The organism is Amylolactobacillus amylophilus DSM 20533 = JCM 1125 (assembly GCF_001936335.1).
Lineage (GTDB): Bacteria > Bacillota > Bacilli > Lactobacillales > Lactobacillaceae > Amylolactobacillus > Amylolactobacillus amylophilus.
The window spans coordinates 1,280,135-1,293,700 of sequence record NZ_CP018888.1; the positions used below are offsets into that span (position 1 = coordinate 1,280,135).

The 13,566-nt window shown below is 47.2% G+C and carries 11 protein-coding genes; 10 read left to right on the forward strand and 1 reads right to left on the reverse strand.

Annotated features, from left to right (window positions below; all coding sequences use genetic code 11):
• Positions 1 to 9 precede the first annotated feature (9 nt).
• From LA20533_RS06700 to LA20533_RS06745, 10 genes are all read left to right on the forward strand, one after another.
• Positions 10 to 1,029: an NAD(P)H-dependent glycerol-3-phosphate dehydrogenase gene (locus LA20533_RS06700; RefSeq protein WP_056945975.1), complete on the forward strand. Its 1,020-nt coding sequence runs from the start codon at positions 10 to 12 to the stop codon at positions 1,027 to 1,029.
• A gap of 74 nt (positions 1,030 to 1,103) precedes the next feature.
• Positions 1,104 to 2,045 (forward strand): thioredoxin-disulfide reductase, encoded by a 942-nt coding sequence (gene trxB, locus LA20533_RS06705; RefSeq protein ID WP_054745923.1) that lies wholly within the window; start codon positions 1,104 to 1,106, stop codon positions 2,043 to 2,045.
• 107 nt (positions 2,046 to 2,152) lie between these two features.
• Positions 2,153 to 3,868, forward strand: a complete 1,716-nt coding sequence (locus LA20533_RS06710) for a phospho-sugar mutase (RefSeq protein WP_236693760.1) — start codon at positions 2,153 to 2,155, stop codon at positions 3,866 to 3,868.
• 96 nt (positions 3,869 to 3,964) lie between these two features.
• Positions 3,965 to 5,968, forward strand: coding sequence for an excinuclease ABC subunit UvrB (uvrB, locus tag LA20533_RS06715; protein ID WP_056945976.1), 2,004 nt, complete (start codon positions 3,965 to 3,967; stop codon positions 5,966 to 5,968).
• 2 nt (positions 5,969 to 5,970) lie between these two features.
• Positions 5,971 to 8,841: an excinuclease ABC subunit UvrA gene (gene uvrA / locus LA20533_RS06720; RefSeq protein ID WP_056945977.1), complete on the forward strand. Its 2,871-nt coding sequence runs from the start codon at positions 5,971 to 5,973 to the stop codon at positions 8,839 to 8,841.
• A gap of 51 nt (positions 8,842 to 8,892) precedes the next feature.
• A complete protein-coding gene (locus LA20533_RS06725; protein ID WP_054745938.1) occupies positions 8,893 to 9,429 on the forward strand; it encodes an HdeD family acid-resistance protein in 537 nt (178 codons plus the stop codon).
• Positions 9,430 to 9,546: 117 nt separating this feature from the next.
• A complete protein-coding gene (rapZ, locus tag LA20533_RS06730; protein ID WP_056945978.1) occupies positions 9,547 to 10,428 on the forward strand; it encodes an RNase adapter RapZ in 882 nt (293 codons plus the stop codon).
• Positions 10,428 to 11,462: a gluconeogenesis factor YvcK family protein gene (locus tag LA20533_RS06735; protein ID WP_054745939.1), complete on the forward strand. Its 1,035-nt coding sequence runs from the start codon at positions 10,428 to 10,430 to the stop codon at positions 11,460 to 11,462. Before rapZ ends, LA20533_RS06735 begins: the two co-directional genes overlap by 1 nt.
• Positions 11,462 to 12,409 (forward strand): DNA-binding protein WhiA, encoded by a 948-nt coding sequence (whiA, locus tag LA20533_RS06740; protein ID WP_056945979.1) that lies wholly within the window; start codon positions 11,462 to 11,464, stop codon positions 12,407 to 12,409. Before LA20533_RS06735 ends, whiA begins: the two co-directional genes overlap by 1 nt.
• A 14-nt stretch (positions 12,410 to 12,423) precedes the next feature.
• Complete coding sequence (locus LA20533_RS06745; protein ID WP_054745940.1) at positions 12,424 to 12,897, forward strand: MarR family winged helix-turn-helix transcriptional regulator; 474 nt, start codon at positions 12,424 to 12,426, stop codon at positions 12,895 to 12,897.
• 80 nt (positions 12,898 to 12,977) lie between these two features.
• Here the strand turns inward: LA20533_RS06745 and clpP are convergent, their stop codons facing one another.
• Entirely contained in the window at positions 12,978 to 13,565 is a 588-nt protein-coding gene (gene clpP / locus LA20533_RS06750; RefSeq protein WP_054745941.1) for an ATP-dependent Clp endopeptidase proteolytic subunit ClpP, read from the reverse strand.
• Position 13,566: the final 1 nt, after the last annotated feature.

Consider the following 13,566-nt stretch of genomic DNA (forward strand, 5'->3'; position numbering starts at 1 on the left):
GAGGAAATAATGAAAAAAATTGCAGTCATTGGTGCAGGTTCATGGGGCACGGTTTTGGCCTCACTATTAGCCGATAACGGCCATTCTGTGACACTTTATGGTAACCACCAAGAGGTGTTAGACGAGATTATCAATTTCCACACAAACAAGCGGTACCTGGCGGCAACATTTAAGACGAACGAGCGGATTGCAGTGACCATCGACCTTAAAGCAGCAGTGCAGGGACAGGATATGCTCTTACTGGTGATTCCGACGAAGGCAATTAGAAGCGTTGGTGCGTCCATCGCCACAATCTTGGCACAGAATAACGCACAACCAATCATTGTGAGCGCGACAAAAGGGATTGAACCCGGGTCAAAGAAGCGAGTCTCGCAAATCATTGCGGAGGAGATCTATCCTGCTCAAACAGACAAAATTGCGATTATTTCTGGACCGAGTCACGCGGAAGGCGTAGCTCAAAAGGACTTGACTGCGCTGTCTGTTGCCAGTGAATCAACGGCTGTAGCTGAATTGGTGCAGGAAACTTTTAGTAACGATTACCTCAGACTATACACGACGAACGACGTGATTGGGGTCGAGGTTGGCGGTGCGACCAAGAATGTGATTGCGCTGGGGGCTGGCTTATTATATGGTAAGGGCTTCGGCGATAACGCGAAGGCAGCACTCATGACACGTGGCTTAGCTGAGATGACGCGACTCGGCGTACGACTGGGGGCACAACCGCTGACCTTTAGCGGTCTGTCTGGTATCGGCGATTTGATTGTGACGTGCACGAGTACGAATTCTCGGAACTGGCGTGCCGGCCGTGAACTGGCTAAGGGTAAGGGCCTCGAACAGACGTTGAGTGATATGGGAATGGTTGTCGAGGGTGTCCTGACGGCAAAGGCCTTGCATGAACTGAGCCAGGAGTTAAACCTAGAGATGCCGATTTCAGCTGCTATTTATCGCTTCTTGTATGAAGATTCATCAGTTGATGCAGAAATAGCGCGGATGATGGGACGGGAGAATAAACCCGAACTCGAATTCTAGGACTGAGCAACACAGTTGCATCTTTTCTTTAAAAGAGTAAAATAAACTTATTAAAAGTAAGGAGCCAATTGTAAATGACGAAAAAGTATGATGTGATTGTGATTGGTGCTGGACCGGGTGGCTTGACTGCCGGCCTGTATGCATCACGTTCAAATCTTTCAGTACTCATCTTGGACCGGGGTATTTATGGCGGTCAGATGAACAATACTGGTGATATTGAGAATTATCCTGGTTTCGAACTTATTTCAGGTCCTGATTTGTCGGAGAAGATGTACGCTTCAGCAACGAAGTTTGGTGCTGAGTATGCGTACGGTAATGTCAAAAACGTGACGGACCACGGAGAGTATAAATTAGTCGAGACTGACGAAGGCGACTTCGAGGGGAAGACGGTCATCATCGCTACTGGCGCAGAGCATAAACATCTTGGCGTACCTGGTGAGGAAGATCTTTCAGGTATGGGTGTTTCGTACTGTGCGGTGTGTGATGCAGCATTCTTCAAGAACCGTGAAGTAGTGGTTGTTGGTGGTGGTGACTCTGCTGTTGAGGAGGGGCTCTACCTGACTCAGCTGGCGAGCAAGGTAACGATTATTCATCGCCGTGATCAACTCCGTGCACAACAGATTCTGCAACAGCGTGCCTTTGCCAACCCTAAAATCGAATTTGTGTGGAATGCCATCACAGAGGAAATTGTGGGAACAGAGAATAAGACTACCGGTGTGAAATATCGTGATAAGAACACCGGTGAAGAGCACGTTGTGCCAGCTGATGGTGTCTTCATCTATGTTGGAATCATGCCAATGACTGATAAGTTTAAGGAGCTGAACATCACCGACGAGAATGGCTGGATTATCACTGATGAGAAGATGCGGACAAGTGTGCCTGGCATCTTCGCTATCGGCGATGTCCGGGCCAACCAGCTACGCCAAATCGCCACTGCGGTTGGCGATGGTGGTATTGCCGGTCAAGGTGTCTACGAGTATCTCCAAGAGACGAATAGTCTCACGCAAACTGCATAATCTACTTCTAAATTCAAAAGCTTGTTTTCAAGCTTTTTTTTGTTGGTCGGAAACAGTATCATAGAGTATGAAATGTAAATGTTTTGAAGGAGAAAAAGATGACTTTGATGACACAAGTAAAATACTGGCAGGAGAACGAGAACTTGCCACTCGAAATGAAGCAGCAGTTGGCTGATCTAGCACAGAATCCCGACTGGGTCCAAGATGCTTTTGGTGCCGACTTGGAATTCGGTACAGCCGGTATGCGTGGCTTAATGGAGCCAGGCACGAATCGGATGAACCTCTTCACGGTTGGCAAAATCACTGAGGGATTGGCCCGGTTAATCGATGAACTCGGTGCTGAATATAAGGCTCGTGGTGTTGTAATCTGTTATGATCCACGCTATAATTCTGCCGCCTTTGCGCAGCATGCAGCGTTAATCCTTGGTGCACATGGTATCCAAGTTTATCTGTTCGATTCATTACGGCCAACGCCGGAGCTTTCCTTCACAATTCGTTATTTGACTGCGTATGCGGGAATTATGATTACTGCAAGTCATAATCCCAAACAATATAACGGCTATAAGATTTATGGCCCGGATGGGGGGCAGATGCCACCGGCAGAGGTGGATAGTGTCGTGAAGTACGCTGAGGCCATCGACGATATTTTCGCAGTGCAGACCGGTAATCTCTCCGAACTCCGGCAAGCGGGCACGATTCAATTAATTGGTGAGAACGTCGATCAGGCTTATTTAGCACAGCTTCAGACCGTGAACGTCGATCGCAAGTTGATTGCTGCTGAGGCAGACAACTTACCGATTGTCTACTCACCTCTGCATGGTACAGGTAATGTGTTGTACCAGCGTGTTTTCGGTGAGAATGGTTTCAAAAACGTGCATATTGTCCCAAGCCAGGCAATTCTCGATCCGGAATTTATCAGTGTGCCATCACCGAATCCCGAGTCCCCAGCCGCTTTCACAGAAGGCATTAAGCTGGCTAAAAAGGTGGGTGCAAAGCTAATCATTGCCACCGATCCCGATGCCGATCGGATGGGCTGTGCAGTCCTTAATCAGGCCGGTGAATATGAACTATTGACAGGGAACCAGATTGCAGCCTTGATGACGAATTACCTGCTGACGGGAATGAAGAAGAGCGGCGAGCTGACTGCGCAACTAGAGATTGTCAAATCGATTGTTTCAAGTGAGCTCCCATTCGTGATTGCCACAAGTTTTGGTATCAAGACGAAAAATGTACTAACGGGCTTTAAGTATATTGGTGAGGAAATCGAGCACCTAAACCAGACAGGTAGCGGGAAGTTTGTCTTCGGGTTCGAAGAGAGCTATGGTTTCTTGTTTAAGGACTTTGTCCGCGATAAGGATTCCCTTCAAGCCGCGCTCATGATGGCCGAGGTTGCTGCATACTATTCAAGTCGCGGATTGACGGTTGCTGAGGGCTTAGAGGAACTATCACAACAATTTGGTTACTTCGCCGAAGAGACGAAATCAATCGAGATGACTGGCCTTGATGGTTTAAGCAAGATGAAGGCAATGATGGAGAAACTCCGGAGTGAAACTGTTACGGAAATTGCCGGTGTACAAGTGATGCGCTACGAGGATTACCTGGCACAGACTGCCGTGGTAGACGGGAAGACGACTGCGTTCACTGATTATCCAAAGGCAGACGTCTTGAAGTATTACTTGGCTGACGATACATGGATTGCGCTCCGGCCATCCGGGACTGAACCTAAGGTCAAAGTATACGTTGGTGTGCGTTCCGACTCAACGGAACATGCCCATGCCAATGTGACGCGTTACCAGTCTGCTTTTGCTGAATTACTAAACTAATTTGTGGCGAAAGTATGTTCGGAGTGCTAGAATTAAATATATTTTGTAAATAGTTGGATTTTATATCCAACTTTTTTTGACGAGGAGGGGAATTAATTGATAACTAAGCAAAAAGGTGGCACGTTCAAGCTCCACTCAAAATACCAGCCCGCCGGGGACCAAGGCGCCGCAATTACCAAATTGGTTGATGGCTTCAAAGCTGGCCGTAAAGAGGAGATTCTGGAGGGTGCGACTGGTACTGGTAAGACATTTACCATGGCCAATGTAATTCAGAAGCTGAATAAGCCGACCTTAATTATTTCCCACAACAAGACTCTTGCGGGTCAATTATATGGTGAGTTCAAAGACTTCTTCCCCGAGAATGCCGTCGAGTATTTTGTGTCATACTATGACTACTACCAACCGGAAGCCTATGTGCCATCTTCTGATACGTATATTGAGAAGGATTCGGCAATCAACGATGAGATCGATCAGCTGCGCCACTCGGCCACTAGTGCGTTACTGGAGCGCAATGACGTGATTGTTGTCGCCAGTGTCTCCAGTATCTTTGGTCTTGGTGATCCAAACGAGTATGCGAAATCTGTGATCTCACTACGGGTGGGAATGGAAATGGATAGAAACGAGCTACTCAGACAGCTTGTGACTATTCAATATGATCGGAACGATATCGATTTTCAACGTGGCCGATTCAGAGTCCGTGGTGATGTAGTCGAAATTTTCCCAGCTGGTAATAGTGAACATGCCTTTCGCGTGGAATTCTTTGGTGATGAAATTGACCGCATTGTTGAGGTTGACTCTTTGACTGGCGAGATTGTTGGTGAACGTGAACAGGTCTCACTATTTCCGGCAACCCATTTCATGACTAACGATGAACAGATGGAGGCAGCCGTCCGTAGAATCAAGGATGAGTTGGACGTGCAAGTGAAGAAGTTCAACGATGAAGGTAAGCTATTGGAGGCCCAGCGGATTAAGCAACGGACGACGTATGATATTGAAATGATGCAGGAGCTCGGCTACACGAATGGGATTGAGAACTATTCGCGTCACATGGAAGGTCGTGCAGAGGGTGAGCCACCGTTCACGCTACTTGATTTCTTCCCTGACGATTTTCTCATCTTAATCGATGAATCACACGTGACGATGCCCCAGATTCGAGGGATGTATAACGGTGACCGGGCACGGAAACAGATGCTTGTGGATTACGGCTTTAGGCTACCTAGTGCATTAGACAACAGGCCTTTACGGCTCGAAGAATTTGAACAGCACGTCCACCAGATTATGTACGTCTCTGCGACACCCGGTCCCTACGAGCTCGAGCGGACGAATTACAAGGTGGAACAGATTATTCGACCAACAGGGCTGCTCGATCCAAAGGTGGAGATTAGGCCGATTGAGGGCCAGATTGACGATCTAGTTGGTCAGATTAATGAACGCACGAAACGTGACGAGCGGGTTTTTGTCACCACGTTGACCAAGAAGATGGCGGAGGATTTAACCGATTATCTGAAAGATCTCGGAATTAAGGTGAAGTACCTCCACAGTGACATCAAAACACTGGAACGATCGGAAATCATTCGTGACCTCCGACTTGGCAAGTTCGACGTGTTAATCGGAATTAACCTGTTGCGTGAGGGAATTGACGTACCAGAGGTCTCACTTGTAGCGATTTTGGATGCCGATAAGGAGGGATTCCTGCGTTCTGAACGACCGCTGATCCAGACCATCGGTCGAGCAGCCAGAAATGCACACGGTGATGTAATCATGTATGCTGATAAGATGACAGACTCCATGAAGATTGCGATTGACAAGACCAATAGAAGGCGGCAGATTCAGGAGCAGTTTAATGAGGAGCATGGGATTACCCCAACAACGATCATCAAACCAATCAGGGCGTCAATCTCACTTGTCAAGCAGGTCGATGCCAAAGAAACAGAAAAATCCTTCAAGGAACTTAATTTCGATGAGTTAAGTAAGAAGGAGAAACAAGAATTAATTAAAAATCTGACCGAGCAGATGCAAAATGCGGCGAAGAAGTTGGACTTCGAGGAGGCTGCAACCTTGCGCGATGCCCTGTTAGAATTAAAGAGTGAAGGTAAATAAGTATGGCAAATGATAAAATCGTGATTCACGGTGCCAGAGAACACAATCTAAAAGACGTCAGTGTCACCATCCCAAAGGAAAAGTTGGTGGTCATGACCGGCCTCTCGGGTTCCGGGAAGAGCTCGCTTGCGTTTGACACCCTCTATGCCGAAGGGCAGAGACGTTATGTTGAGTCGTTGAGCAGTTATGCACGGCAATTCTTGGGCCAGATGGATAAGCCTGACGTGGATTCAATCGATGGGCTGAATCCAGCCATTTCGATTGACCAGAAGACGACCTCGAAGAATCCTCGGTCGACAGTGGGGACTGTCACCGAAATTAATGACTATCTAAGGCTGCTCTGGGCCCGTGTTGGCCACCCAATCTGTCCGAATGATGGCACACCAATCGTGAGTCAATCCGTGGATCAGATGGTTACACGGGTGCTCGACCTACCAGAACGCTCTAAAATTCAGATTCTTGCCCCTGTTATCCGAGCGAAAAAAGGCCAGCACCAAAAGGTTTTTGAAAAAATTCAAAAAGAAGGTTATGTGCGCGTCTTCGTTGACGGAGAAGTGCATGAGATTACCGAGCAATTTGACTTGAATAAGAACCAAAAGCACGATATCAGTATCGTGATTGACCGTTTGGTTGTGAAACCGGAGATTCGCTCAAGGATCTTTGATTCATTAGAAGCTGCACTCCGTCTTGCCGATGGTTACGCAAACGTCGATGTGGTTGGCTCAGAAATGTTGATTTTCTCAGAACACTATGCCTGCCCAATCTGTGGCTTTACCGTGGGCGAGCTTGAACCACGTTTGTTCTCATTTAACGCTCCTTTTGGTGCATGTCCGGAATGTGATGGTCTAGGTATGAAACTCGAGGTCGACGTTGATTTGGTGATTCCAGACCAAAGTCTCTCGCTCGAAGAGGGGGCCGTTATTCCCTGGAATCCAATCAGCTCTAACTACTACCCAGAGATGCTTGCACAAGCCATGAAACAGTTCAAGGTACCAATGGATAAGCCATTTAATAAGTTAACGAAGGCACAGCAAGACATTATCCTGACTGGCTCAGGCAATAAAGCCTTCCATTTCCACTACCAAAATGAGTTCGGTGGTGTCAGGGACGTGGACGTGGTCTTTGAGGGTGTGCTAACTAATGTTAAACGCCGCTACCACGAGACTAACAGCGACTTTACCCGCGATCAAATGCGTAAGTACATGACCGAATTGACTTGTCCTGTCTGCCATGGCAAGCGATTAAACCGCCAAGCCTTAGCCGTCAAGGTGATGGGCGAAGATATTGCTGAAGTTTCTACTTTTGCCATCAAGCGAGCAGTTGATTTCTTCCACAAAATCGAACTTTCGGAGCAAGAGACCGCGATTGCTAAACCAATCTTAAAAGAGATTAATGATCGCCTAACCTTCCTGATTAATGTTGGGCTAGACTACCTGACGCTCTCGCGTTCGGCTGGTACACTTTCTGGTGGGGAGGCACAAAGAATTCGTTTAGCCACTCAGATTGGTTCCAATCTTTCTGGCGTCATGTATATCCTGGACGAGCCTTCCATTGGGCTCCACCAACGGGATAATGATCGCTTAATTGGCTCGCTCCAAGAGATGAGAGACCTCGGGAATACCCTCATTGTGGTTGAACACGACGAGGATACAATGCGAGCTGCGGATTATCTGATTGACATTGGCCCGGGGGCCGGGGCTGATGGTGGCCAGGTGATGGCCGCTGGCACACCTGCCGAGGTTGCTCAGGTAGAGCAATCAATTACTGGTCAGTATTTATCAGGCAAGAAGTTTATCAAGGTGCCACTAAAGCGTAGAACTGGTAACGGTCAGAAAATCACGGTCAAAGGGGCTGCCGAGAATAACTTGAAGAACGTCAATGTGGACTTCCCGCTGGGAGAACTCGTTGTTGTGACGGGTGTTTCGGGCTCCGGCAAGTCGACTTTAGTCAACATGATCCTGAAGCGAGCGCTGGCGCAGAAGTTGAATCGGAACTCCACCAAGCCGGGTAAGTACAAGAGTATTTCCGGCTATGAGAATATCGAAAAGATTATTGATATCGATCAAAGCCCAATCGGTCGGACTCCGCGGAGTAATCCAGCAACGTACACCAGTGTTTTTGACGATATTCGTGGTCTTTTTGCACAGACGAATGAGGCTAAGATGCGTGGTTACGCAAAGGGCCGCTTCTCGTTCAACATTAAGGGTGGTCGCTGTGAGAACTGCAAGGGTGACGGCATTATCAAGATTGAGATGAACTTCCTGCCCGACGTTTACGTGCCGTGTGAGGTATGTCACGGGAAACGCTACAACTCGGAGACCCTTGAGGTAACGTATAAGGAGAAGAATATCGCAGATGTGCTTGAGATGACTATCTCTCAGGCAACGAAATTCTTCGAACACATTCCAAAGATTCACCGTAAGTTAGAGACAATCGTCGATGTTGGCCTGGGCTACGTTCAGTTGGGCCAGGCAGCAACAACTCTTTCTGGTGGTGAGGCGCAGAGAATGAAATTAGCTTCCGAGCTCCAGAAGATTTCGACCGGTAAAAACTTCTATATTCTGGATGAACCAACAACCGGTTTGCATTCAGATGATATTAGCCGTCTGCTTGATGTTCTGCAACGACTCGTGGATGAGGGGAACACCGTGCTAATTATTGAACACAACCTGGATGTGATCAAAAACGCTGACTGGCTGATCGATCTGGGGCCAGAAGGTGGTGAGGGTGGTGGCCAGATTCTGGCTACCGGTACACCTGAGGACTTGGCAAAGGTGAAGAAGAGCTATACCGGGCAGTACCTGAAGCCGATTCTCAAACGCGATTACAAACGTACTTTGGCCGAGGAAAAGGCCCAACAAAAGCAGAAGTAGCATGGAACACAGTGTTTAACTGGACCAAATCTTATTTTGGAGGAGAGAATAATGTATACACAACAAAGACAAAGCAGATTTGACTGGGGCCAATTTATCTCTGGCGTGATTTTCCTTTTAGCCGGCTTCTTCATGATGCGCCACCAAGGAGTCGCACTCAGGAGCCTGGTGCTGGTTTTCGGTATCGGCTCAATCATTCAGGGAATTGTCTGGCTGGCAAGTTATTCCTCGTTCAGGGACCTCTTTCGTGAATCGTGGGTCACGCTGATCTCAGGAATAGTAGATTTGGTAGTTGGCCTCCTGTTCCTCTTTTACGGTGACTTCGGAGCACTAACCATCGCCATTCTCTTCTCAATCTGGTTCTTAACGGATTCAGTGATTGGCCTAGTGTTCTCGTTTCACCTGCGCGATATTAGCGCACCACTGTTTCTTCTCTCGTTAGTCCTAAATATTTTTAGTTTAATTGTGGCTCTCTTGATGCTGATGAATCCGGTGGTTTCCGCGATGACACTAGTCTTGTTGGTAGCTATTTACCTGATCATTTACGGTGTGAATAATGTAATTGTTTCATTTGCACACAGGTTATAATTTATTCATAGACTAGTTTAACTGGCTCTGTTGCTTAGACAGAGCCTTTTTGATACAAAAGAGAGCAAAGAAACACACGGCGTGTTATAATGTGTTGAAGGAAATTGAGGTGGTCTGATGACTGAAACAACTAAGAAACTATTAATCGTTACTGGAATGAGTGGTGCGGGCAAGACCGTAGCAATCCAAAGCCTTGAGGATATGGGTTATTTCGTAGTCGACAACCTACCTCCGGCACTACTACCCCACTTTTGGGAGCTAATCATTACGACGAAGGATATCTCGCGAGTGGCCGTTGTGATTGACTTGCGTGTGAAGGGCTTCTACGAGGACCTGCAGGATGAGATTAACTCATTGGAGGATACGAAGAAGGTTCACACGAACATTGTCTTCCTTGATGCGGCAAACGATGAGTTGGTGACGCGTTATAAGGAGACTAGGCGCGCCCATCCGTTGGCACAGAACGGTCGGCTTCTGGATGCAATTAATCAGGAACGTGCCTTAGTTGAACCAATCAAGAAGATGGCACAACTCGTCATTGATACAACCAATATGTCAGCAGCTGAGCTTAAGGCTGACCTAAAAGCGAAGTTTACCGATGAACAGACGACTGTCTTCTCAATTGAGGTGATGTCGTTTGGCTTCAAGTATGGACTACCAATTGATGCCGATATCGTCATGGACGTGCGCTTCCTCCCCAATCCCTACTATTTGCCCGAATTACGGCCATTTACTGGGCTCGACCGCCGGGTGTCGGATTATGTGATGCACCAGCCAGCAACAGAAGACTTTTACCAGAAATTTCTTAGTCTATTAGAGACGACTATCCCAGGTTACATCGAAGAGGGGAAGGCCAATCTGACAATTGCAATTGGCTGTACGGGTGGTCAACACCGCTCTGTTGCGCTTGCTCAGCGGTTGGCACATGACCTGGATCAAGATTATAAGGTTGACGTCACTCACCGAGAAATTTGGCGTTACAAAGGGGGCTCTAAGTAATGGCGGACGGGATCAATAAGATTGTTCGGGTCATCAAAGGCCGGCGACCGAAAGTTGTCGTGATTGGCGGGGGCACGGGCTTACCGGTTATCTTATCTGCACTGAAGGAAAAGAATGCCGAGATTAGCGCCATCGTGACTGTGGCCGATGATGGTGGCTCTTCTGGTGCAATTCGTGATTATATCAATGTGGTCCCACCTGGTGATATTAGAAATGTCCTAGTTGCCCTCTCAGAGCTTACTCAAGTGGAACTGGATGTCTTTCAGTACCGGTTTAACAGTAATGATTCCTTCTTTTCGGGTCATGCAATTGGGAACCTCATCATCGCTGCATTGAACGAAATGCAGGGTAATATTTTCGATGCGGTGCAGGTATTGAGCAAGATGATGCGGATCTATGGCCGGGTTTTCCCTGCTAGTAATGAGCCGCTGACTTTACATGCTGAATTCGCTGACGGGACCACCGCTAGTGGTGAGACGAATATCTCAAGTACCGCTAAGAAAATCAAAAGAGTTTGGGTGACGGATACTGTAGGTGAACAGGAACCAGCAGCTGTCTTGCCTGTATTGGCTGCGATTATGCAGGCCGATGTGGTGGTGCTTGGACCCGGGAGCCTGTTCACTAGTATCTTGCCTAATTTAATGATTCAAAATTTGGGTGATGCGATTCGACAGACGAAGGCCGAGGTCATCTACATCTGCAACATCATGACCCAAAAAGGGGAGACGGAAGGGATGACGGACGCGGAACATGTGCGGCTGATTAACCAACACCTCGGTGGGAACTACGTTGATACGGTCCTGGTTAATTCAGCTCCTGTTGTGATGGAAAACTTCAATGCTGCAGACTATGATGAATATCTGTTGCCGGTCAAAAGAGACTTTGCTGGCTTACGGGAGATGGGTTGTCGGGTAATCACTGATAATTTCATCAATATGCGGGGCAACGGTGTCTACCATAATGGCCCCAAAGTGGCACAAGAGATCTTGAATCTGGCATTTCAATCTGATAATCGGAAGAACGGAGTGAGATAATGGCGTCATATGCTAGTTCTGTGAAGAAGGAACTAACAGTACTCGAGGTTCATCCGGAACATGCAAAAGCAGAGTTATCAGCTTTTTTACGGATGAACGGCATTCTTTCGTTAAGGAATAAGAATTTATCTTTAGATATTGTGACGGAGAATCCGGCAATTGCGCGGAGAATCTTCTCACTAATGAAGATTGCGTATAAAATCGAGCCAGTGCTGTTGGTTTCACAGAAAATGAAATTAAAAAAGAATAACCAATACTTGGTCCGGCTGAAGACTCGTGTTAAGGAGATTCTTCAGGACCTAGACATTGTGGACGAGCACTTCGCAATCAAGACACGGGTACCGGAGAAGATAATGAAGGATGAACAGCGCACAATGAGCTATCTACGAGGGGCTTTTCTCGCAGCTGGTAGTGTCAATAATCCGGAGACTAGTCGCTATCACCTGGAGATTTATTCACTGTATGAGGAACATAATGCCGATATAGTGGCGCTCATGAATAAGTTTAACCTGAACGCGAAGGCTACGAAGCGGCGGAGTGGTTACATTGCCTACCTCAAGGGTGCAGAGAAAATCGCAGATTTTCTCCGTGTGATTGGGGCAATTAACGCAATGCTTGCATTCGAGGATCTGCGCATCATGCGGGATATGCGCAACTCGGTCAATCGGCTGGTAAACTGCGATACGGCTAACCTCAAGAAGACCGCCAATGCGGCTGCCAAACAGGTCGAGGACATTACCATAATTAAACAGGAGATTGGACTGGAACGTCTACCAGAGAAGATTCGCGTGTTGGCGCAGTTCAGGCTGGAGAATCAGGAGCTTACCTTAAAGGAAGTTGCGGAGCAGATTCCTGACGGTCCGATTTCTAAGTCTGGTGTAAATCATCGTTTCAAAAAAATAGAAGAGATGGCGGAACGGATTCGTTCCGGCCAAGATGTGTACTAAAAGAGGATTAATTGATGGAGAGTAACGATAAAGCTATTAGACTTGATCAGCAACTATGTTTCGAGATCTATCAAGCCCATAAGACATTTAATAAGTTTTATAATCAGGCATTGAAGGAATGGGGCTTAACCTACGCTCAATATATCGTAATGCTGTCCCTATACGAGTTTCACACACTCTCTGTTAAGCAATTGGGAGAAAAGGTGGCGCTCGATAGTGGCACACTAACGCCACTCTTGCGGCGACTCGAGAAGGACAATTGGGTGGTCAAGGAACGCTCACTAAAGGATGAAAGACGGCTGGATGTCTCGCCGTCTGAATACGCATTGTCACAGCGGGACGCCATTTCTGAGCGTGTTTCCGGCTGTCTTTCAATGATGCATATTTCAGACAATCAATACGATAAGTACATGAAGGACGTCGCCCAGCTGAAGTCCAATCTCGACCGGGTTAATTCAGAGCTTCGCGAGGATAGTGAGCTGGTTTAATTGAGTTAGTTAATTTAAGATAAAAAAATCACTTTTGACCGCTAGTTAGTTGGTCAAAAGTGATTTTTATTTGGTGATATTTATTTATTTGGTGTACTAGTCAGGATGTCATCAACTAGGCCGTAATCCTTGGCTTCCTGGGCGGTCAAGTAGTGGTCACGCTCAGTATCTCTTTGGATAACCTCTGGATCCTGACCGGTAGTGTCAGCCAGAATCTTGTTTAATTTCTTCCGTGACTTCAGGATTTCCTCAGCGGCAATCTCAATCTCGGTTGCTTGGCCTTGGGCACCGCCAAGTGGTTGGTGAATTAACACCGTTGCATTTGGTAAAGCAAACCGCTTGCCCTTAGTACCGGTGGCCAAGAGGATGCTGGCCATGGAAGCCGCCATACCGATGGCAATGGTCTGCACGTCTGATTTGATTAGGTTCATCGTATCCATGATTGCAAGACCAGAGGTAATCACACCACCTGGTGAGTTAATGTAAAGTGAAATATCCTTCGTGGAATCTTGTGCGTCAAGGAAGAGGAGTTGAGCGATGACTGTGTTAGCCATTTGGTCGTTAATCTCTCCAGAAAGCATGATGATTCTGTCTTTTAATAAGCGTGAGTAAATGTCGTATGCACGTTCACCACGTGAAGTTTGTTCAATAACTGTAGGTACTAACATT